General features: G+C 27.5%; 22 protein-coding genes. 13 read left to right on the top strand and 9 right to left on the bottom strand.

Annotated elements, in window-relative coordinates:
• Positions 1-64: 64 nt before the first annotated feature.
• Positions 65-901, bottom strand: a complete 837-nt coding sequence (locus tag BHYOB78_RS11620; RefSeq protein ID WP_020064979.1) for a hypothetical protein — start codon at positions 899-901, stop codon at positions 65-67.
• Between the two features lie 32 nt (positions 902-933).
• Positions 934-2,394, bottom strand: coding sequence for an AAA family ATPase (locus BHYOB78_RS11615; protein WP_020064980.1), 1,461 nt, complete (start codon positions 2,392-2,394; stop codon positions 934-936).
• A 146-nt stretch (positions 2,395-2,540) separates the two neighbouring features.
• Here BHYOB78_RS11615 and BHYOB78_RS11610 point away from each other — a divergent pair, with 146 nt between their 5' ends.
• The 4 genes from BHYOB78_RS11610 (at position 2,541) to BHYOB78_RS11595 (ending at position 7,654) form a co-directional block, all read left to right on the top strand.
• Complete coding sequence (locus BHYOB78_RS11610) at positions 2,541-3,701, top strand: variable surface family protein (protein ID WP_081339494.1); 1,161 nt, start codon at positions 2,541-2,543, stop codon at positions 3,699-3,701.
• A gap of 156 nt (positions 3,702-3,857) precedes the next feature.
• Entirely contained in the window at positions 3,858-5,018 is a 1,161-nt protein-coding gene (locus BHYOB78_RS11605) for a variable surface family protein (protein ID WP_081339493.1), read from the top strand.
• Between the two features lie 154 nt (positions 5,019-5,172).
• On the top strand, positions 5,173-6,342 hold the full coding sequence (locus BHYOB78_RS11600; RefSeq protein WP_081339492.1) for a variable surface family protein: 1,170 nt from the start codon (positions 5,173-5,175) through the stop codon (positions 6,340-6,342).
• A gap of 154 nt (positions 6,343-6,496) precedes the next feature.
• Complete coding sequence (locus BHYOB78_RS11595; RefSeq protein WP_081339491.1) at positions 6,497-7,654, top strand: variable surface family protein; 1,158 nt, start codon at positions 6,497-6,499, stop codon at positions 7,652-7,654.
• Positions 7,655-7,748: 94 nt separating this feature from the next.
• On the opposite strand, the gene BHYOB78_RS11590 is transcribed toward BHYOB78_RS11595, so the two are convergent.
• Together BHYOB78_RS11590 and BHYOB78_RS11585 are read right to left on the bottom strand one after the other, a co-directional pair.
• Positions 7,749-8,459: a zinc metallopeptidase gene (locus BHYOB78_RS11590; RefSeq protein WP_012670968.1), complete on the bottom strand. Its 711-nt coding sequence runs from the start codon at positions 8,457-8,459 to the stop codon at positions 7,749-7,751.
• Positions 8,460-8,821: 362 nt separating this feature from the next.
• The gene (locus BHYOB78_RS11585; protein ID WP_020064782.1) at positions 8,822-9,811 is read right to left on the bottom strand and encodes a M28 family peptidase; all 990 of its coding nucleotides are present in this window, start codon (positions 9,809-9,811) and stop codon (positions 8,822-8,824) included.
• Positions 9,812-10,112: 301 nt separating this feature from the next.
• Between BHYOB78_RS11585 and BHYOB78_RS11580 the strand changes: the two genes are divergently transcribed.
• The 3 genes from BHYOB78_RS11580 to BHYOB78_RS11570 all read left to right on the top strand — a co-directional run bounded on the left by BHYOB78_RS11580 (position 10,113) and on the right by BHYOB78_RS11570 (position 12,471).
• Positions 10,113-10,949: a flagellin N-terminal helical domain-containing protein gene (locus tag BHYOB78_RS11580; protein ID WP_020064783.1), complete on the top strand. Its 837-nt coding sequence runs from the start codon at positions 10,113-10,115 to the stop codon at positions 10,947-10,949.
• Positions 10,950-11,052: 103 nt separating this feature from the next.
• Positions 11,053-11,895 carry a fumarate hydratase gene (locus BHYOB78_RS11575; RefSeq protein WP_012670965.1) on the top strand — a complete coding sequence of 281 codons (843 nt, stop codon included), beginning with the start codon at positions 11,053-11,055 and terminating at the stop codon, positions 11,893-11,895.
• Between the two features lie 45 nt (positions 11,896-11,940).
• Positions 11,941-12,471: a Fe-S-containing hydro-lyase gene (locus tag BHYOB78_RS11570; protein WP_012670964.1), complete on the top strand. Its 531-nt coding sequence runs from the start codon at positions 11,941-11,943 to the stop codon at positions 12,469-12,471.
• A 358-nt stretch (positions 12,472-12,829) separates the two neighbouring features.
• On the opposite strand, the gene BHYOB78_RS11565 is transcribed toward BHYOB78_RS11570, so the two are convergent.
• Complete coding sequence (locus BHYOB78_RS11565) at positions 12,830-13,324, bottom strand: tRNA (cytidine(34)-2'-O)-methyltransferase (RefSeq protein WP_012670963.1); 495 nt, start codon at positions 13,322-13,324, stop codon at positions 12,830-12,832.
• 153 nt (positions 13,325-13,477) lie between these two features.
• Here BHYOB78_RS11565 and BHYOB78_RS11560 point away from each other — a divergent pair, with 153 nt between their 5' ends.
• From BHYOB78_RS11560 to purN, 5 genes are all read left to right on the top strand, one after another.
• Positions 13,478-14,971, top strand: coding sequence for a hypothetical protein (locus BHYOB78_RS11560; protein WP_012670962.1), 1,494 nt, complete (start codon positions 13,478-13,480; stop codon positions 14,969-14,971).
• Positions 14,972-15,104: 133 nt separating this feature from the next.
• Entirely contained in the window at positions 15,105-15,875 is a 771-nt protein-coding gene (locus BHYOB78_RS11555; protein ID WP_020064784.1) for a hypothetical protein, read from the top strand.
• Between the two features lie 28 nt (positions 15,876-15,903).
• Positions 15,904-18,237 carry a translation initiation factor IF-2 gene (gene infB, locus BHYOB78_RS11550; RefSeq protein WP_012670960.1) on the top strand — a complete coding sequence of 778 codons (2,334 nt, stop codon included), beginning with the start codon at positions 15,904-15,906 and terminating at the stop codon, positions 18,235-18,237.
• Between the two features lie 237 nt (positions 18,238-18,474).
• Positions 18,475-19,488 carry a phosphoribosylformylglycinamidine cyclo-ligase gene (gene purM / locus BHYOB78_RS11545; RefSeq protein ID WP_012670959.1) on the top strand — a complete coding sequence of 338 codons (1,014 nt, stop codon included), beginning with the start codon at positions 18,475-18,477 and terminating at the stop codon, positions 19,486-19,488.
• Positions 19,476-20,036 carry a phosphoribosylglycinamide formyltransferase gene (purN, locus tag BHYOB78_RS11540; RefSeq protein ID WP_020064785.1) on the top strand — a complete coding sequence of 187 codons (561 nt, stop codon included), beginning with the start codon at positions 19,476-19,478 and terminating at the stop codon, positions 20,034-20,036. Before purM ends, purN begins: the two co-directional genes overlap by 13 nt.
• Before the next feature lie 217 nt (positions 20,037-20,253).
• On the opposite strand, the gene BHYOB78_RS11535 is transcribed toward purN, so the two are convergent.
• The 4 genes from BHYOB78_RS11535 to BHYOB78_RS11520 form a co-directional block, all read right to left on the bottom strand.
• Complete coding sequence (locus BHYOB78_RS11535) at positions 20,254-20,775, bottom strand: zf-HC2 domain-containing protein (RefSeq protein WP_020064786.1); 522 nt, start codon at positions 20,773-20,775, stop codon at positions 20,254-20,256.
• Positions 20,772-21,317, bottom strand: coding sequence for an RNA polymerase sigma factor (locus BHYOB78_RS11530; protein ID WP_008727808.1), 546 nt, complete (start codon positions 21,315-21,317; stop codon positions 20,772-20,774). Before BHYOB78_RS11530 ends, BHYOB78_RS11535 begins: the two co-directional genes overlap by 4 nt.
• Positions 21,318-21,336: 19 nt before the next feature.
• Positions 21,337-21,795, bottom strand: coding sequence for a Spy/CpxP family protein refolding chaperone (locus BHYOB78_RS11525; RefSeq protein ID WP_012670956.1), 459 nt, complete (start codon positions 21,793-21,795; stop codon positions 21,337-21,339).
• A gap of 82 nt (positions 21,796-21,877) precedes the next feature.
• Positions 21,878-22,276: a hypothetical protein gene (locus BHYOB78_RS11520; protein WP_012670955.1), complete on the bottom strand. Its 399-nt coding sequence runs from the start codon at positions 22,274-22,276 to the stop codon at positions 21,878-21,880.
• A 148-nt stretch (positions 22,277-22,424) separates the two neighbouring features.
• Here BHYOB78_RS11520 and BHYOB78_RS11515 point away from each other — a divergent pair, with 148 nt between their 5' ends.
• Positions 22,425-23,504, top strand: coding sequence for a hypothetical protein (locus tag BHYOB78_RS11515; protein WP_020064787.1), 1,080 nt, complete (start codon positions 22,425-22,427; stop codon positions 23,502-23,504).
• Positions 23,505-23,595: the final 91 nt, after the last annotated feature.

Raw genomic sequence — 23,595 nt, 5'->3', positions numbered from 1 at the left:
TATAAAGGTATAGGCTTGTTTTTAAGTCTATACCTTTTATATATATACATTTAATTTATTAATTCTACTCTATAAAATTTTCTTTTATAAATTTTTCAAAATCATCTGCTGTTAAATAATTAACATCTCTTAATATGTAATTTTTTAAATTATCTATTTGAGGAAATGATAATATTGTTGTATCTTCTTTAGATTGATCTTTAATTGTTTTAAAAATTGTCTTATCTGGGTTTTTTCCTTTATTATAAACTAATATATATATTATATTGTTAGAAATTTTAGGAATATTTATATTAAATCCTTTTAGTATATTTGATAATATAAAAATACTATCGTATATTTTTTCTTTAAGATCATTTTCAACATTAATATAATTTATATGACCATCAAATTTAGCATTAATTTTGCCTTTAAATGCACCTTTAATATTTTTATTATTATCTATGTTAATACCTTCTATATGACCATCAAATTTAGAGTTTACATATCCATTAAAATGATTATTATTTTCTATATTTCCTTTAATATAATTAAATAAATTACCATTTATATACCCTTTAAATTGATTTGTATATTGTTGCTTATTAATTTCTCCATTAATTTTTCCATTTATTTTACCATTAAATTGTATTATATTCTTTTTTAGCCTGCCATTTTTAAATTCTATAAAGTAATAACAATCGTTTGATATATAAAGAGCATCATTAGATTTAGGTATATTATTAATACCAGATATTTCTTTATAATCTGTAGCTACTTTATCAAAATCAATGACTTCTATTGTAGATTCAGTCATATATTGTATATTATTGTCTATAGAATCATCTTCAGATGTTTCTTTTAATTTGTACATATTATCTTTTAATATTTTAGGTAAATTATTTTTTATACAATTTTCCATAACACTATTCCATTTGTTTTTATCAATTTAAATTAATTGTTAATAAAATCTTCCATTTCATCTATAGGTTCTGCCATCTTTGAATATATTTTTTCTACGCTATCATTAACTAAATTAAAAACTGCATAATTGTTTTTTATATCAGATAAATAATAGTTAGTTTTTTCTTCTATATCATATTTGTTAGAATACATTTCTATAGCTTTAAGGAAATAAGGGCTATGTGTCGTTACTATAATATAAACATTAAATATTTTCTGTAATAACGCTATTATTTCAGCATATAGCAGCTGCCATTTAGGATGAAGATGTATTTCAGGTTCATCTAAAATTAAAATATCTTCTTCTTTCAATGCATTTTTTTCAATAAGCATTTTTATTACAGCAAATGATTTTAATCCTGCTGATAAACTATGTATTGAAATTGGTTCTGTAAAATTTTCTTCTTCCAAATAAAAATCATTATCTCTATTTATTATTTTACCATTTACAGCTTCTGATAATTTATCATATATTTCTTCAAGTTTTTCCTCTGCTAATATTTGTTCTGTTGTATTAACTTCTTCTGTATTATATAATAATTTTTCTATTAAATTATATTCATATTTAGTCATGTATTTTTCATCATATTTTTTATCCAATACAAAAGGGTTGTCTATAAAATAAACATTTTTGCTATAAGTATCATTATATTTTGATTCTATGGATTTATCATTTTTAAATTTAAATGATAAATCCATTATATTTATTTCTGATATACTATCTTTATCTATTCTGCTGTTTATTTGATTATTAAATATTGATTTAAAATAATCATTAATTATTTTATATGCTATTTTTTTATTTGGAATATTTATATATTCTTGAATTCTATCAGAATATTTTTTTATAATATAAATATTTTTTTTATCTTCTATATCTATATATTTGCTGAGATTATCTTTTAATACATAATAAGCATTTTTTTCATTATTTTCATTTGTTAAATCAGATATAATATTGTTAATATCATTAATTAAATTATCAATATTTAAATTATTACTATCTTGTTTTTTATTTTTTATCATAGATAAAGCACCAGCAGCTCCTATAGCCAATGGTATACCTATCACAGGCAATAAGGTAGCTCCTAATACAGCACTAGTTGCTGCTGCCGTTGCACCTATAGCACTAGTTGCTGCTGCCGTTGCACCTATAGCACCAGCTGCTACTGCAGTACCGCCTAATAAACTAGAATATAAAGATGGTATTTGTTTTATTGATTCATTATTTTTAGATAATTCTTGCATCAAATATGTTAAGTTTTTTAAAATAGGTATGAATTTTGATGAATATATTTCTTCTTCTATATTTTTTGTGCTATTAAAACAAGAAAATAAAATTTTTCCTATTGTGCTTTTTCCAGTGTTATTCTCTCCGGCTATTACAGTAATACCATCTATTGTTATATTAGCTTCTTTGATTTTAGAAAAATTTTTTATATTCAATTCCATTATATTTTATCCTTTAATAATTCTGTTATTATTATAACATAAAAAATATTTAATAAAAATATATTAATTTTCATTAAATCTAATTCTTGAGCTATTTTATATTTTTAGTATAATAAAAAATATAAACTTCAATTTAGGTATGTATAATGAAAAAGTTTTTTCTAATTATGACAGTATTATTAAGTATGTCATATTGTTCAATTTTTGGTATGTATGGAGATCAGGACGATTGGATTGATTTTCTTACAGACGGCAATCAGTTTAGAGCTAGAATGGATCAATTAGGATTTGTTTTAGGTAATAGTACTATTAAAGGTACTTTCGGTTTTAGAACTCAAAGTTCATCAACTCAATTAGGATATATTTTGTTGAATAATAATCTTGGTACTTATTTGGGAGCAACTATTTCTGGCGGTATAGGATATACTTCTGAGGCTTTTAGTATAGGCATAGGCTATAATTATACCAGCCATTCCTTATTTCCTACTAGCGATAACTTTGGTTCTCATACTCCAGTACTTATGATTAATGCTTTAAATGATAATTTGAGGATAGTTATTCCTGTGCAAATATTAGTACATAATGAAAGTATTGATCAACTTGGTTACTATAGAGATAATTATTTAGGTATAAGTACTGATACGCAAATAAGATATTATACAGGCATAGATGCTTTTAATGAAATAAGATTATATGTAAAATATGGGCAATTAGGATATAAAATTAATCCGCATGATACTATAAATTATACACAAGAAGTTTTAGCAAGATCATTTGGTTTTGAAACAAGATTCTATTTTTTGAATACTGCTGTTGGAAATGTAACTATCAATCCTTTTATTAAAGTAGCATATAATACAGCTTTGCATGGATATAGTACCATGGTAAGAGCATTGGATGGTATGTATGAAGAAATAGAAGGTTATTATCCAGATAGTCCTGCTCAATCATATGAAGATATTAATGTTAAATGGGATAAGAATCCTTATGATGTAACTGTGCAGGCAGTATTGGGAGTAACTGCTAATAGCGATATAGTATCACTTTATGTTGAGCCTTCTTTAGGTTATAGGGCTAAATATTTAGGAAAATTAACATATGAAGATCCAGATGGAAAAGTTAATTTGGATTTTAAAGTTAATCATTATTTATCTTGGGGGGCTTATGCAGAGCTTTATATAACACCTGTAAAAGATTTAGAATGGTATTTTGAAATGGATGTTAATAATAGTGATTCAGATTCTACAGGAATACCTGTTAGTTTTGCTTCTACTACAGGAATAACTTGGTATTTGCCAGAATTTTAATTATAAAGCAAATTTTATATGATAAAATAAAAAATGTGGGGTATTTATTATAAAAAAATAAATACCCCACATTTTATTAAATAATTTTTTCAGTAATTTTACATTTATATATTTTTTAGTATAATAAAAATATAAACTTAAATTTAGGTATATACAATGAAAAAGTTTTTTCTAATTATGACAGTATTATTAAGTATGTCATATTGTTCAATTTTTGGTATGTATGGAGATCAGGACGATTGGATTGATTTTCTTACAGACGGCAATCAGTTTAGAGCTAGAATGGATCAATTAGGATTTGTTTTAGGTAATAGCACCATTAAAGGTACTTTCGGTTTTAGATCTCAGAGTTTATCAACTCAATTAGGATATATTTTGGCTATATATAAAGATTATACTTATTTAGGAGCAACTATTTCCGGCGGTATAGGATATACTTCTGAGGCTTTTAGTATAGGTTTAGGTTATAATTATACTACACCGCTTCCTATTAGTTATAACTTTGGTTCTCATACTCCTGTACTTATGATTAATGCTTTAAATGATAATTTGAGGATAGTTATTCCTGTACAAATATTAGTACATGATGGTAATATGAATATGACGGATAATATTAATTATTTATATAATTTTTTAGGTATAAGTACTGATACTCAAATAAGATATTATACAGGCATAGACGCTTTTAATGAAATAAGATTATATGTAAAATACGGACAATTAGGATATAAAGGCGGTTCATATACGGATAAAAGTTATGATGAAGAATTTTTTGCAAGATCATTTGGTTTTGAAACAAGATTCTATTTTTTGAATACTGCTGTTGGAAATGTAACTATCAATCCTTTTATTAAAGTAGCATATAATACAGCTTTGCATGGATTTAGTACTATGGTAAGATCATTAGATAGTGTCATTGAAGAAATAGAAGGTTATAGTTCAGATCGTACCGCTAAAGCAGCAGGAAATATTAATGCTAAATGGGATAAGAATCCTTATGATGTAACTGTGCAGGCAGTATTGGGAGTAACTGCTAATAGCGATATAGTATCACTTTATGTTGAGCCTTCTTTAGGTTATAGGGCTAAATATTTAGGAAAATTAACATATGAAGATCCAGATGGAAAAGTTAATTTTGATTTTAAAGTTAATCATTATTTATCTTGGTGTGCTTATGCAGAGCTTTATATAACACCTGTAAAAGATTTAGAATGGTATTTTGAAATGGATGTTAATAATAGTGATTCAGATTCTACAGGTATACCTGTTAGTTTTGCTTCTACTACAGGAATAACTTGGTATTTGCCAGAATTTTAATTATAAAGCAAATTTTATATGACAAAATAAAAAATGGGGCATTTATTATTAAAAAATAAATACCCCACATTTTATTAAATAACTTCTTAAATAATTTTACATTTTTATATTTTATTAGTATAATAAAATATAAAGTTAAATTTAGGTGTGTACAATGAAAAAGTTTTTTCTAATTATGACAGTATTATTAAGTATGTCATATTGTTCAATATTTGGTATGTATGGAGATCAGGACGATTGGATTGATTTTCTTACAGACGGTAATCAGTTTAGAGCTAGAATGGATCAATTTGGATTCGTTTTAGGTAATAGCACCATTAAAGGTACTTTCGGTTTTAGATCTCAGAGTTTATCAACTCAATTAGGATATATTTTGGCTATATATAAAGATTATACTTATTTAGGAGCAACTATTTCCGGCGGTATAGGATATACTTCTGAGGCTTTTAGTATAGGTTTAGGTTATAATTATACTACACCGCTTCCTATTAGTGATAACTTTGGTTCTCATACTCCTGTACTTATGATTAATGCTTTAAATGATAATTTGAGGATAGTTATTCCTGTACAAATATTAGTATATAATGGTAATGTTCAAAAAGTTGATAAACAAGGTAATATCTCTTATTCACATGATTATTTAGGTATAAGTACTGATACGCAAATAAGATATTATACAGGTATAGATGCTTTTAATGAAATAAGATTATATGTAAAATATGGACAATTAGGATATAAAAATGCTCCGTATGTTGGTAAGAATTATGAAGAAGAATTTTTTTCAAGGTCATTTGGTTTTGAAACAAGATTCTATTTTTTGAATACTGCTGTTGGAAATGTAATTATCAATCCTTTTATTAAAGTAGCATATAATACAGCTTTGCATGGATTTAGTACCATGATAAGAGCATTAGATAGTATGTTTGAACCAATAGAAGGTTATAGTTCAGATCGTCCTGTTTCATCACAAGCAAATATTAATGCTAAATGGGATAAGAATCCTTATGATGTAACAGTGCAGGCAGTATTGGGAGTAACCGCTAATAGCGATATAGTATCACTTTATGTTGAGCCTTCTTTAGGTTATAGGGCTAAATATTTAGGAAAATTAACATATGAAGATCCAGATGGAAAAGTTAATTTGGATTTTAAAGTTAATCATTATTTATCTTGGGGGGCTTATGCAGAGCTTTATATAACACCGGTAAAAGATTTGGAATGGTATTTTGAAATGGATGTTAATAATAGTGATTCAGATTCTACAGGAATACCTGTTAGTTTTGCTTCTACTACAGGAATAACTTGGTATTTGCCAGAATTTTAATTATAAAGCAAATTTTATATGACAAAATAAAAAATGGGGTATTTATTATTAAAAAATAAATACCCCATTTTTTATTAAATAACTTCTTAAATAATTTTACATTTTTATATTTTATTAGTATAATAAAATATAAAGTTAAATTTAGGTGTGTACAATGAAAAAGTTTTTTCTAATTATGACAGTATTATTAAGTATGTCATATTGTTCAATATTTGGTATGTATGGAGATCAGGACGATTGGATTGATTTTCTTACAGACGGTAATCAGTTTAGAGCTAGAATGGATCAATTTGGATTCGTTTTAGGTAATAACACCATTAAAGGTACTTTCGGTTTTAGATCTCAGAGTTTATCAACTCACTTAGGCTATATTTTGTTAAATAATAATTTTGGTACTTATTTTGGAACAACTATATCATGCGGTATAGGATATACTTCTGAGGCTTTTAGTATAGGTATAGGTTATAATTATACTACACCGCTTCCTATTAGTGATAACTTTGGTTCTCATACTCCTGTACTTATGATTAATGCTTTAAATGATAATTTGAGGATAGTTATTCCTGTACAAATATTAGTATATAATGGTAATATTCAAAAAGTTGATAAACAAGGTAATATACACGATACATATGATTATTTAGGTATAAGTACTGATACGCAAATAAGATATTATACAGGTATAGATGCTTTTAATGAAATAAGATTATATATAAAATATGGACAATTAGGATATAAAAATGCTCCGTATGTTGGTAAAAATTATGAAGAAGAACTTTTTTCAAGGTCATTTGGTTTTGAAACAAGATTCTATTTTTTGAATACTACTGTTGGAAATGTAACTATTAATCCTTTTATTAAAGTAGCATATAATACAGCTTTGCATGGAGTTGGTACTATGATAAGAGCATTAGATACTATGCTTCAACCAATAGAAGATTATTATCCAGATCGTCCTGTTTCATCACAAGTAGATATTGATTATAAATTGGATAAGAATCCTTATGATGTAACTGTGCAGGCAGTATTGGGAGTAACCGCTAATAGTGATATAGTATCACTTTATGTTGAGCCTTCTTTAGGTTATAAGGCTAAATATTTAGGAAAAATGCAAGATGAAAAAGTTAATTTGGATTTTAAAGTTAATCATTATTTATCTTGGGGTGCTTATGCAGAGCTTTATATAACACCTGTAAAAGATTTAGAATGGTATTTTGAAATGGATGTTAATAATAGTGATTCAGATTCTACAGGTATACCTGTTAGTTTTGCTTCTACTACAGGAATAACTTGGTATTTGCCAGAATTTTAATTATAAAGAAAATTTTATATGACAAAATAAAAAATAAGAGGTATTTATTTTTTTAATAATAAATACCTCTCTTATTTTATTTATATTTTTTAATTTAATCTCTTCTTCTTTGTGCTAACATTAAAAGTCTTAAAAGTGTAAGTATAGCAGTAACAGCAGCAGCAACATAAGTCAAAGCAGCAGCAGATAAAACTTTTTTAGCTCCGTCAAGTTCTTCACTGTCTAAAAATCCGCCTTTATCCAATATTTTTATAGCTCTGTTTGAAGCATCAAATTCTACAGGCAGAGTAACTAAAGAGAAGAATACTGCAAAGGCAAAGAGTATAATACCAGCCATCATAATATAATATGAAAAACTTCCAGCTCCCCCTATCATAATACCTAATAATACCAAATAAGGTCCGAATTGATCGCCTATAGCACATAAAGGATAGAATCCATTTCTTATAGAAAGAGGAGCATATCCTCTATTATGCTGTATGGCATGTCCTACTTCATGAGCAGCAACTCCTAAAGCAGCAACATCAGTACCATCATATACACCAGAAGAAAGTCTTAATACTTTTGCAGAAGGGTCATAATGATCTGTTAATGTTCCTCCTATTCTTTCAACAGGTATGTCTATTCCGTAACCTTCTAGTATATATCTTGCTGTTTGAGCACCTGTAATGCCTCTTTTATTTTCCATTCTGCTGTATTTAGCATAAGTAGATTTTACTTTCATCTGTGCCCAGAAACCAAGAAGTATACCCGGAATTAGTATCCATATATATCCGAAATAATATTCAAAATATCCGCCAAACATATAAAAAACCTCCTATTATTAGTATTTTTCATTTATGTAAATATATAAATTAATTGCAGTAATTATAACATTTTTCTATAACAATGTTAATAGTTTTAATGTAAAAATAAATTTTGTATGTTATATATTTTTTATTATTGCTATTGATAAATTTATAATAGCAGACAACTTTGTTTATATAAAATAAAAATTTTAGAATATCTAAATATATACTCAATTTTTATTTTATTAATTCGTCAGTTATAATCTAATACTTTATCTATTAAAAATTAATAAACTTTATCTTTTATTATTGCTAGTCATAAACTCGCTTTATAATAGCTGACAACTAAAATTATCAGCTGTTCGTTTATGACAGAAAATTAATAAATCTTATCAGCGTTCTTTATAGAGTATTCTATGGTTTTTCCTACAGCCTCTAAAGTTTTTTTATCTAATTTATCTATTGTATCCTGAGATGTATGATGAAATGGATAACCCATATCTATAACATCAATAAAAGGTATTTTCTCATTTAAAAACGGAGTATGATCATCTATTATAGTTCCATAATGTCCGTCAACAAAATATTCTTTATATCCCAAATCATTTGCATAATTCCAAATTTGATTATATATAGAAGAATAGTAAGTATGAGCGAAACTTTCATATTTAAATTTTGCCGTTTTACTTCCAACCATATCAAGAAGTATTCCAAATTTTATTTTTTGTTTATCTATCAATTTATCTCTTATGATAATTTCATTCACAAAAGCAATGCTTCCTTGTATCCAATCAGTTTCTGTCAATGAATATCCTTCTACATCGAATAAGTTTCCATCATCTTCTAAATCAAATAATACAAAGCATACACTATAAGGCAAATCATCATAATTTTTTAAAGCTTTCATAAGTTCTAATAAAACACCACTGCTGCTTGCTCCGTCATTGGCACCGCTTATAGGTTTATCTCTATTAAATTGCACCGGATCTTTTTCAGCAACAGAGCGGCTGTCAAAATGACTTGTAATAATTACATAATCATCAGTTTTTCCTTTTAAAAAAGCATATATATTTTCTCCATTCCTTTCTTTTATGTAAGGAGCTTCAAAATTATGACTATAAACTTCATATCCAATATTAGAAATTTCCTGTTTAAAAAATTCTCTTACTTTTTTATGTGCTTCGCTTCCGTAATTACGAGGTCCTAAATCTGTCTGCTTTTTTATGTAATTATATGCATTATCAGCATTGAAATAAAATTTTTCATTTATTTTCTGATCATTATTTTTTTGATATGTATTTGCTTTTGCATTGCTGCATGATGATAATAGTATTGTCATTACTATAAAAAGCATTGTAATATATTTCATATTTTTGCAACCAAGTATTTTTATTATATATTATGTTTATTAATTTTAATTTAATAATGCCAAAAAGTCAATAAATGTTATATTCTATTGTACAATAATACAGTTAAATGGCCCTATCGGAATTTTTTTATAAAAATTTAGTCTTTACTTTTTTTTAAAAGATATTATAATATGGTGTACGTGAAGTTAATATTATGTTACTGTTTTGTAGGGGATGACTAAACAGTGTTAAGGCATAATATGAATAGCTTTAGAAAATAAAAATTACAAAATATTTTAAGCACTATTCATGGAGGGTAGTATGATTATCAACAATAATATTTCTGCATTAAATGCAAACAGACAATTGAATTTAACTGGAAATTCAATGACTAAAACTATAGCACAGCTTTCTAGCGGTATGAGAATCAACACTGCTGGAGACGATGCTTCTGGATTAGCAGTATCTGAAAAAATGCGTTCACAATACCGTGGTTTACAACAAGCTACTAGAAACGCTCAAAACGGTATATCTTTCATTCAAACAACTGAAGGTTATTTAAATGAAACTACTAACATTATGCAAAGAATGAGAGAATTAGCTATACAGTCTGCTAACGGTATATACTCTGACAGCGACAGAGCTTTAATTCAAGTAGAAGTTAATCAATTAGTAGCTGAAGTTGACAGAATCGCTTCTCAAGCTGAATTCAACAAAATGAACATGTTAACAGGACGTTTCGCAGCTGATGGTCAAACTCCTATGACTTTCCACATCGGTGCTAATATGGATCAAAGAGTATCTATAAATATAGGTTCTATGACTGCTGCTAACTTACAAGTTGGAGGAGACACTCCTATATCTATTTCTTCTGTTGAAACTGCTAACCAAGCTTTAGGAAGAATCGATGAAGGTATACAAATGGTAGTATCTCAAAGAGCTGAATTAGGTGCTGTTCAAAACAGAATGGAATCTATGGTAAAAAGCTTAATGATCGCTACTGAAAACACTATCGCTTCTGAAAGTGTTATCCGTGATGCTGATATGGCTTCTGCTATGGTTGCTTATACTCGTGAGCAAATCTTACAACAAACAGGAGCTGCTATGTTAGCTAATGCTAATATGAAAAACCAATCTATAATGAGAATCATTGGATAATTTGATTTAAGCGACTTATTACAAATGTAGATATAAAGCCCATTAATAGAAATATTAGTGGGCTTTTATTTTTGTTAATTTTATAAAAATTTTAGAGGATATTATGCGTGAGATAGATGTAAATCTTATAACAGAAACAGTAGCTCAATTATGTATAGATGCTAATATTTATTTAAATGATGATATTAAAAATGCTCTTATTGAAAATGCAAAAAAAGAAGAAAACAAAATAGCAAAAAATATTTTAAATGTATTAGTAGAAAATGCTGATATAGCTTCTAAAGAATTAAAGCCTATATGTCAGGATACAGGCATGGCAATTATATATATGGATATAGGAATGGATGTTCATTTTACAGGCGGTAATTTAACAGATGCTATTAATAAAGGCGTAGCATTGGGTTATACAAAAGGCTATTTAAGAAAGTCTGTATTAAATGATCCTATAGACAGAAAAAATACTAATGATAATACCCCCGCAATAATACATTATAATATAGTGGATGGAGATAAAGTAAAAATTACAGCTGCACCTAAAGGTTTCGGAAGTGAGAATATGAGTAAAATAAAAATGCTTCCCCCTTCTGCTGGAATAGAGGGTGTAAAAGAGTTTGTATACGAAACAATAAAAACAGCTGCTTCTAATGCTTGTCCTCCTATGATTATAGGAATAGGTTTGGGAGGAAGTATGGAGAAATGTGCGGATATTGCTAAAAGGGCTTTGCTTAGAGAAGTAGGCACAAAAAATGAAGATATTCGTTTGCAAAAATTAGAAGAAGAATTACTTGATAATATTAATAAAATGAATATAGGGCCTTCAGGATTCGGAGGAAAAACAACTGCTTTAGCAGTTCATATAAACATGTATTCTGCACATATAACTTCTCTTCCTGTATGTGTTTGTACAGGATGTCATGTAACAAGACATAAAGAAATTATTCTATAAAAATAGTATCATTATAGTGGCAATAAAAACTAGGAGCAATAAAAAATGGAAATAAAAAAAATAAATACACCTTTGACAAAAGAAAAATTATCTGTTTTGAATGCTGGTGATATGGTGGCTCTAACAGGTACTATTTATACTGCAAGAGATGCTGCTCATAAGAGATTAATTGATATGTTAAACAACAATGAGAAACTTCCTTTCAATATAGAGAATCAAACAATTTTTTATGCCGGTCCTTCGCCTGCTAAACCAAATGAAGTTATGGGAAGTATAGGGCCAACTACCAGCTATAGAATGGATGCTTATTCTCCAAAACTTTTAGAGATTGGGCTTTTATCTATGATAGGGAAGGGTAAAAGAAATAAGGAAGTGATAGATGCTATAGTAAGATACGGCGGAGTTTATTTTGCTGCTATTGGCGGAGCTGCTGCTTACATGTCTAATTGTGTTAAGTCTGCTAAAATTATAGCATTTGAAGATTTAGGTACTGAAGCTATTAGAGAGCTTTATGTTGAAGATATGCCTTTGATTGTAGCTATAGATTCTAAGGGAAACAATGCCTTAACTGCGTAATAAATTTAAATAAAGCTTGGGCGGGTGTTGTATTTTATAGTTTAGCAATAAGGCTAATGAAAATTATAATTTTAAAACAGATTAAAAAATATAGAGGGCGGGGTATGTAAATAAATCAAAAAAATAAGTTATATTTTGTTTTTCTGATTTATTTGAATCCCACCCTATATACTCATTATTTATTTTGGTATTTATAATTATTTTATTTTTTATAGTTAACTTTGTAATTATAAAGCCCACCCAAAAATTTATTTAGGTTTGTAATTTTATTTACCGCACGAATGAATATAATTTATATATGTATTTTATTAATAAAAGCAATTTATTATATAAAAGGTTTTACTAAACGTGCGATGAATTAATTGTTTACTAAAATAATATGCCTATATGCTTCATAAGCGACTATAGCTGCAGTATTTGATACATTTATGGAACGTATATTATCACTCATTGGAATGTATACAGAGTTTTCTAAATCATTTTCCCATAATGATTCTCTAAGTCCTGTTGACTCTCTTCCGAATAAAAGTATATCATTATTAGAATATTGAAACTCATCGTATCTATGCTTTCCAAATTTAGTAATAGGCACTATTCTTTTATTATTGCTATTGCAGTATTCCAAAAAGGTATTTTCATTTTCATGCTTTACTAATTGAAGATGTTCCCAATAATCAAGTCCAGCACGTTTAACTTCTTTAGAGCTTATTATAAAAGAAGGTTTTGAAACTATATGTAAAGGTATATTAAGTCCTACACATAATCTTCCAATATTTCCTGTATTTGCAGGTATTTCCGGACGATATAATGCTATAATTATATTAAAATTATCATTTATTTTTTTTTGAGCCATAATTTTATATTAAATTTAATAAATTTATTTTTATTTTATTCTAGTATAGATTAGATTTTTTTCAATATGTTTTATTATATCTATTGATTTTTTTTGTTTATAAGTTAAAGTAATAACATGGTTATTTATATAAAATTAAGGTAAGGGAAGAAAGTGAACAAAATAGAAGAATTTAACCAATCCACTTCCAAATATGAATTATATACTCATTTAAGCGAGAAAATAGTATCAGGCGAAATAAAAACATTTTCAGAAATTTTTACTTATGCCAAAAATGTTAATTTTGAAAAAGTACATGATCATAAAAATATATTAAAGGGATTGTTTGAACTTATACGAAAAATTAATTGGGGATTTTTTAATAATTTGGATAAAGAATCATATCCTAAATTATGGAATATGTTTGTTACAGAAAATCAAAAATACAATTTTGCTGGTGATTTAAAATTAAGTCTTTCAATAGCTGATATTTACATAGCAATGCTTGATATACATGGTTATACAAAGTTCTGTGAAGAAAATAAAAATAATCTTTCCAAAATGCATGCCTTAGATGATTTGATGCAAAACAAAGTAAGCGAAGTTACTAAATTTTATAATGTTATATCACATAGGAAACAGGGCGATGAAATAATTATGGTATGCCCTACAGCAACAGATGCCTTGAGTGCTACTATTGCTGTAATAGGAGTATTAAGTAAGAAAAGATTATTAAATGAATACCCAAGTGTAGATACAAGCGGTTTGCCTGAGTTTAAAATTAGTGCTGGAATATCCGGCGGTAATACTAATAGCTCTTTGATAATTACAGAAGACGGAGATTTATCTGGATTTTTAATCAATAATGCAGCTAGAATGCAGGCAAGAGCAAATACTTTAGCCCCAAAAGAAAATAAAGTAATAGTAACTAAGAATTTACAGTTTAACTTTTTGAAAGAAAACAGCAAAGTTAAAAGTGAGATATTTGAAAAAGACATAATATCTTTTTATGATAATGGTATGATATCATTTAAAGGTACTGAAATACCTATAGTAGAAGCAATATTCAATCCCGATGAAAAATATAAAGAGCATTTCTTTACCGAGATGGAAGAGCTTGTAAAGAGTGTTAAGGGTAATTTATGGAAGCAGAGAATGTTCACTTCCATTTTGGATTTAATATCAAAAGTTGCTAAATCTATGCCTCCTTTCCAAATAGATGAGCAGGTTAATGAATATATATCAGGTTATACTAATAGTACTATATGCGATTTATGCGATAAAGCTAATGGAGCTTATGTAGTTAAGGAAAATTATAAAGAGGCTATAGATACTTTTGCTTTGATTATTAAATTATTGAAAACTATTCCAGATTTTGATAAGATGGTTTTGGAATATGCAGAAAGTATTTGTGCTGGATATGAAAAGGTTTTGCCTGTATACGATGTTGTTATAAAAAAAGATATAGAGGCTAATATATCTGAGATTTTCCCTGCTAATCATATACCAATATTTCAGAATGTTCAAAAAGCTAATGAAACATATAATAAATTAATGAATATTGCTATGAGCAGTAAAACATTAAAGAGAAGAAAGTCAATATGGTATGGAATATTGGAAAAAGAGCTTCCTAATTTAGTAATTAATATGTATTCAGGAAAAAAATAATATTTTTGTTTAAGAATTAATTATTTCTGTTAAGTTTATAGATGTAAATTTTATATGTTTTTTACTTGCAGAAATATTTATATATGATACACTATACTATTATTAAATTGTTTTTTTATTTTGAGGAGTATGTATGAGTTTAAAAAACCTTAAGAAATTAATATTGATAATATCTTCATTTTCTATAATAGCTTGCTCTCAAGGTCAGGGAGGCGGAAGCGGATCAAAAACTTCATCAGATTCTCTAGCTTATTTAAATGGCGGAGCAGGTGAATGGGTATTAAAAGTAGATAATTTTACTATTAATCAAACTAATTTTACTAAAGATTTAGAAGCTTCTTTAATACTTCAAGGTGCTACACCTGAGCAAATAGCTATGTACGCTAATGATGCTACTACTAAACAAATATATGCTGATCAATTGATAAATTCAATTTTATTAATAAATAAAGCAGAAGAAGAAAAATTCTTTGAAACAGAAGAAGCTAAAGATTTTATTAATCTTTCAATCAGAAATATAAAGTTTCAATATTATGTAACAAAACTTATGGCAGATGCTTCTAAAAATATACCTGATCCTACACCAGAACAGGCTCAGGCATTCTTTGAACAAGCTAAACAGCAATTAACTCAAATGTATGGAATCACAGCATATAATACAGAAACAGCTCCTTATATTGCTCAATTATATAAAAATGCTTATGCACAGCAATTAGTAGAAAGAGATATACAAGATTTGAAAGATAAAGCAGTAATAGAAAGAAATACAGCTGTATTAGGTGAAGCAAGCATACTTCCTCCTCAAATAGGAGATACTAATGCTACAGCTATACCTCAAGGTACAAATAACCCAACAGCTTTACCTCAGCAAGGTGATAATTTATTACCAAGAACAAATAATTAAAATTTAATATTAATGGGAAAGGAAAAGAATGTCTCAAAAAAATGAGAATAATGAAAAAAATTTAAATCAGGAAAGCTCTGCAGCTGATAATAAACCAAAAGTTATTATCAAGAAAAATAATGCATCTAATAACAATAATAATGATGATAATCAAGCTGCAGCAGCTGTTAAGAAAGTAAAAAAAGTTATAGTAAAAAAGAAAATAATAATACATAATAAATCGGATAAGCCTGATAGTCAGAAACAGGATAATAATAACAATAATAATATTCCTGAAAAAAATAATATATCAAAAGAAAATAGAGATACCAGAGATAATAAAGAATCGAAGAATAAAAATTATTCTCATAATAGAGAAAATAGAGATTTTAAAGAAAATAAATCATACAAAGATTCTTCTCCTATGGAAACTCCTGTTGAAGATGTATCTTCTTTCAAGAAAGACAATAAAAAAGATAATAAGAAAAGAGATTACGATAAAAAAGATAAAGAGTATGATAAAAAATCATCTCAAAAAGATTCTAAAGCAGAGGCAGCTCAAAGACAGGAGAATAAAATATTCAATAAACTTCAGGCTAAAAAACGTCAGCAGGAGCAAAGACTTGCAAGTGTTGAAAAAGAAATTAGTATAATGGAGACTATTACTGTTGGCGACTTAGCTAAAAAGATGAATTTAAGAGCTTCTGACATAATATCCAAACTTATGGGTATGGGTACTATGGCTAGAGTTAATGATATAATAGATTCAGATACTGCCACAATTATAGCAGATGATTTCGGATGTAAAGTTAATGTTATATCTTTACAGGAAGAAGCAACTATCGAAATAAAAGAAGATAGAGAAGAAGATTTAAGACCTCGTCCTCCTGTTGTAACAATAATGGGACACGTTGACCATGGTAAAACTTCTCTTCTTGATGCTATAAGACATAGTAATATAACTTCTAAAGAAAGCGGCGGAATCACTCAAAATATCGGTGCTTATAAAGTAAAAATACCTAGCGGAGAAATAGCTTTTATTGATACTCCTGGACACGCTGCATTTACTATGATGAGAGCAAGAGGAGCTAAAAGTACTGATATAGTAATACTTGTTGTTGCTTCAGATGACGGAGTTATGCCTCAGACAGTTGAAGCTTTGAATCATGCTAAAGAGGCTAATGTACCTATAATAGTTGCTGTTAATAAGATGGATTTGCCTAATGCTACTATGGATAAGGTAAAAGCAGCATTATCAGAGTATGGTCTTACTCCTGAAGAATGGGGAGGAGATACTCAGTATATAGGCGTAAGTGCTTTGACAAAACAAGGTATTAATGATTTATTAGAGGCTATTATATTACAGGCTGAAATGCTCGAATTAAAAGCTAATCCTAATAGAGAGGCAATAGGTATAGTATTAGAGGCTTCACTTGATCCAGGAAGAGGTCCTGTAGGTACTGTACTTGTACAAAATGGTACTTTAAAAATAGGCGATTATTTTGTATGCGGACTTTCAGTTGGTAAAGTACGTGCTATGGTTAATGATTTAGGACAGAGAGTTACAAAAGCTTTGCCTTCTACTCCTGTTGAGGTTTTGGGTTTTGAAAAGACACCTGAAGCTGGAGAATCATTCAATGTTATGCTTGATGAAAAAGAAGCTAAGGCTATAGCTGATAAGAGAGTTCAATTAAAACAGCAGGAAGCTTTAAAGGCTAATGTTAAAGTTACATTAGAAAACCTTTATGAGAAAATAGCTTCCGAATCTATGAAAGAGTTCAAAGTAATAATTAAAGCTGATGTTCAGGGCAGTGCTGAAGCTTTAAGAGATGCTTTAAATAAAATACAAAGTGATAAAATAAGATTCGTTTCAATATATAGTGCATCAGGTGCGGTTACTGAAAGTGATGTAAACTTAGCCCATGCATCTAATGCGATTATTATAGCTTATAGAGTTCGTCCTTCCGGAAAGGCTAGAGAATTAGCTGAAAAACTTGGAATACCTATAGAAAGATATGATATTATTTATGAGGCAATAGAGGCTATTCAAAATGCTATGAAAGGTTCTCTTGAAAGACTTAAGAAAGAAGTTGATATTGGTACTGTTGAGGTTAGAGATGTATTCCATGTACCTAAAGTTGGTACTATTGCCGGATGTTATGTAACTAATGGTAAAATAGAAAGAAATGCTGGTGTAAGAGTGATGAGAGATAATGTTCTTATTTATACAAGCAAGATTTCTAGTTTAAGAAGAATTAAAGATGATGTTAAAGAGGTTGCCAGCGGTTATGAATGCGGTGCTTCTATAGAAAACTTTAATGACATTAAAAAGGGCGATGTATTAGAGATATTCAAAATTGAAGAAATAGCTCAAGATTTATAATATTAATTTTTAATGAAATAATAGGCAATGCATTTTATAATGTATTGCCTTTTTTATTAGTATTCTTAATTATTGAATGCAGTATTTATTATTTCAATAATAATAAACTATTTATGATATTATTTTATATTGATTCTTATAAATATAAAAAAAATTTCTTGTAAATATATAAAATATTGGTATACTTAATAGACATTTTTTCTAATTTTTTAAATTATTAAATTAAGGGAATTATTTATGGGAGTTTCTTATAAAGACAGCGGAGTCAGCAGAGAAGAGGGATATAAAGCTGTATCTCTGATGAAAGAAGTTGTAGCTAAAACTATGCATACAAATGTACTTAATAATATAGGAAGTTTCGGTGCTTTGTATGAACTTGGTAAATATAATAATCCTGTACTTGTATCAGGAACTGACGGAGTAGGCACTAAATTAGAAATAGCATTTTCTATGAAGAAGTATGATACTGTTGGAATAGATGCTGTTGCTATGTGTGTTAATGATGTACTTTGTCATGGTGCTAAGCCTATTTTCTTTTTGGATTATCTAGCATGCGGAAGGTTAAATGGAGAAACTGCTGCTTTAATAGTTAAAGGTATTGCTGACGGATGTTATGAGGCTGGTGCTGCTTTAATTGGCGGAGAAACTGCCGAAATGCCTGGTTTTTATAAAGACGGAGATTATGATATAGCTGGTTTTTGTGTTGGAGTTGTAGAGAAAGATAAAATAATTGACGGTTCTAAAGTTAGCGAAGGAGATGCTATTATAGGTATAGCTTCTTCTGGTTTTCATAGTAATGGATATTCACTTATAAGAAAACTTGTAAGGGATTATAATGCTGTATATGAAGGTGAAAAAATAGGAGAGACTCTTTTAACACCTACTAAAATATATGTGAAGAAAGTACTTCCTTTATTAGAAAAATATAATATTAAAGGTATGGCTCATATTACAGGAGGCGGTTTAATAGAAAATGTTCCGCGTTCTGTTGCTAAGGGATATAAGGCTGTAATTAAAAAAGATAGTTTCCAAACACCTAAAATATTTAATTATATTCAGTATTTGGGTAATATAAAAGAAGAAGAGATGTATAATACTTTCAATATGGGTATAGGATTCGTTATAATAGCTTCAAAAGAAGATAAAGATAATATTATAAATGATTTGAAAGAGCAAAATGAATCTGCTTATGAAATAGGGTATATTGCTAAGAATGATAATGAGGATAAGAGTGATATATGCTTAGAGTAGCTGTTTTAATTTCCGGAGGCGGAAGTAATTTAAAATCTTTGATAGATTCACAGGATAATGATTATTATAAAATAGATATAGTTATTGCTGATAGAGATTGCGGCGGACTTAATATTGCTGAAAATGCTGGAATAAAAGCTGTATTATTAGATAGAAAAATATATAAAAAAGATTTATTCAAAAAAATAGATGAAGAGATTTCTAATATAGATTTGGTTGTATTGGCAGGATTTTTATCAATAGTAGACAGTGATTTCATAAAAAAATGGGAAGGAAAAATTATAAATATTCATCCGTCTCTTCTGCCTAAATATGGCGGTAAGGGAATGTATGGTATTCATGTTCATGAGGCTGTAATTGAAAATAGAGAAAAAGAATCCGGATGTACTGTTCATTATGTTACTGATACTATAGATGGAGGAGATATTATAATGCAGACTAAGGTTGAGGTAAAAGAAGATGATACTCCTGAAGTTTTGCAAAAACGTGTATTAGTAGAAGAACATAAATTACTTCCTGCTACTGTGAAGAAACTTTCTAAAATTTGATATAAATTTGGAATTTACTCTAATTCCCCGCCCTTTATATTTATTACGTTATTATAAATATAATTGTTATTGTTTTTTTATTTTCATAAGAAAAAGCATTGCCCACCCAAGCTGGTATTAGATTTATAACTTTATTAAACGCATGCCTAGTTATTTTTAATATATAGTATTACTATGAATTATAATTATTTTATATTTTTTGCCTATTTAGCATGCGTTATTTACCCATATAGTAAATATATGCAGACATTAGAGATATTTCCTCATTATTATTATCATCAGATGATGCATCTGTTTCAGGATCAAGATCGCTGTAACTAAAATAACTTGATAAAGGAGCATATTCTTCTGTATATGTATCATAATCATCTATACTTGTTGTTATTATAGAATCATTCAAATCAGCAACCATTAATTTTGCATCATTGTATGAATCGCTTGAAATATTATTACTATTATATATTGTACTTACCGCACCAAATATTAATAAAGCAGCAGCTATTGAACTTATAGATGCTATGACTCTCTTTTTGTTGAAAATACTTGCAGGCTTTTTATTTACTTTGATATTTGACATACCTAAAAGTATAGATGACATAGAATTGATTTCATCTCTGAATTTCTGACATGATTTACAAGAAGCTAAATGTTTTTCCATTTCAAAAATTTCATTAGCATCTAAATCATTGTCCTTATGTCTGCTGATAAGCATTTCATAATATTCATGATTATTTTTCATAAGCTCACCCCCATTTTTTTCATAATAGATAGAAGTTTTTTTCTAGCTCTGAATATCCTAGTTCTGACAGTATTAACCGGCAGATCTAATTTTTCAGATATTTCATTGTAAGAATAATTTTCATATTCAGCCATCATAAGCGGAATTCTGAAATCATCTTCCAATTTTTCCAAAGCTTCGGCTAATATTATTTTATGTATGCTGTCATCATTTCCTGATTCCTGTACTTCAGAATTTCTATATTCTTTTAATCTGTATTTTTTTTCTCTTTCTTTTTTTCTTATATGATCAACAGCCCTGTTAAAAGAAACTCTGTAAAGCCAAGTATATATTTTACTTCTTCCTTCAAAACTTTCTCTTTTTATATAAAAACTTACAAAAACATCCTGCACAATCTCTTCAGCTTCATCTTTATTAGAAATGATAGAATAAACCAAATTGAATAATGGTTTTTTATACATTTCTATAAGCTCTTTGTAAGCTTCCTCATTACCTGTTTTGAATGCATCTATATTATCTTCATAAGCCATAGCACTGCTCATATTTATCCTTATAAAATTCCTATCTCATCATACAACTATTTAGCTGAGCTTTTTGCTCTGGAGTAAGAACGGCTATAATATCCAAATCTCTAACTATCCTTAAATAATCTCTCAAAGCCTCTTGTTCTTTTTTCTGCTTTATCAGCTCTTTAATAGCATTTCTATCAGTATTGTCTTTCATTAACTCCAATCTTATGCTGTTTTCTATTCTTTCTATTTCTAATCTGATAGGTTCTTCTTCTGTAATGAATTTTATGGCTATATCATACATTCTTTCAGCCTGTTCATCAGTTAGAGTTATACCAATTTTTCTAAAAAACTGTAAAGGATCATGTCCTAATCTTTTATCAAATTCTCCGCCTCTTCTATTTCTTCCATATCCAGGGCCATGAGGACCAGGACCTTTAGGACCAGGCTGTGCAAAAATTGAAAAAGATAATAATAATATCAAAGATACAGTATAAAATATTTTATTCATAAACTCTCCTTATCACTCCATAACTTTCAATATTATATTATCTTTTCCTTATTAGACGAAATTACTATATAAAAAGTTCCCGCTATTTTTTAAAAATAATATAATATTTTATCTTTTTTATCTCATTATCTGAAAATAATGACAATATGTCCAAGTCGCATGACATTATAGTATAATCAAAGTCAGCTTCCTTAGCCTTTTTTTCAAATATTAACTGTTTTACACTGCCTAAATCCACATTTTCTTTTTTAAACTCATCATTTATTTTTATATTGATTTCGTTTATTTCAGATAAAATCTTTCTAGCATCTTTTAAGTATTTTTTTGTGATTGAATTTATAGTGTATTTTTTTTCTAAGCTTATATCTACTCCGGCATCAGTTAATACTTTTATAGAAGAATCATTTATTATAAAATGTTCATCGGCATATAAATTATATATATTAAAAATTAATATTGCAATAATCATTATTTTTTTCATAATATGAACCTCTTAATTTGATTATTTCTCTTTTAGACGAATGAATTATTAAAAAGTTCCTAAAATGATTTTATCTTTTCACACTTTAAAAAATAAAATATTTATATTATAATGAAATTAATGTATTTTTATATAATAGGGTATAATGATGTATAAAATAGTTTTTTTAGACAGTAAATCAAAAACAATAAAACTTCTTTATGATAATAAAAGTAATGATGAAAATGCAATGTTTTCACTTATGAAACATATAAAATCAAAAATAAATGCTAAAATAGAGCAATCAGATGAAGGTTTTTTATTATTTAACGATGAAAAAAAATATTTATTTTATATATCATATAATGATGCTATATGTATAAAAGTACTTATGCATGATGATAAGGTAGCTTTTACAAATTTTAAATATATGGAAAAAGAATTTCAAAATTATATAGATGAAATTAATATATTGACAGCAAAAGAGAAGATAGAAAATATAAATAAATCAATAAAAAATAATATGTGGCTTGATTTTATGATTTCTAATTATAATGAAAACTTGCATATAGTAGGCGGAAATGATTTAAGCTGCAGTCATATTGTTGAGATTATTTTTAAAAATGCATCTTTTGTGCAATGCTCAAAGTATTTTAATGCATGTCCAAATGAATATGATATATTTCATTTATGCAGTAATGATGAAATTGAAGAAGTAATTAAAAAATATAAAAATGTTATTAACGGTAAATATTCTATAATGATAAAAATTAAAGCAGATGATATGAACAGTTATTTTTATATAGCATGCGATTGTATAGATTTCATTCATAAAGAAGTAGTATATGATTATGATTTTACTTCTCTCTATACCGCTGACAAAGAAAATATAATAAAAAAATATGATCTTATCAAAGAGGGAGATTCTTGGTATCAGGAAAAAGAAAACTCTCATAAAACATTAATATTTACTGACAAATTTTTGAATAGGAATGATTCTATAGGTATATTATTCAGAATATATAAATTATGTTTTGCTAAAGTTAAATATTTTAGAACCTACATGTTTAAATTTGAACCTTATAAATATGATTATAAAAAAGGTTTTATTGAAACAGAACTTTGGGATGCTGAGTTTTTTAAGCATATTGATTCAGGATATATGATAGATTTAAGATATTTGCAGTCTATAAAAGTTTATGAAGATTTTATAAAATTATGTAATGAATTAGAATCTTTTGAAAAATAAAATAATTATATTGATAAAAAAATAGTTTATATTGAAACTTTTTTTAGAATTATTCGTCTAAAATAAAGAGTTTAATATATATAGTATGCTA

Origin of the sequence: Brachyspira hyodysenteriae ATCC 27164 (genome assembly GCF_001676785.2) — a bacterium.
Lineage (GTDB): Bacteria > Spirochaetota > Brachyspiria > Brachyspirales > Brachyspiraceae > Brachyspira > Brachyspira hyodysenteriae.
This window is presented reverse-complemented; position numbering and strand designations above follow the sequence as displayed.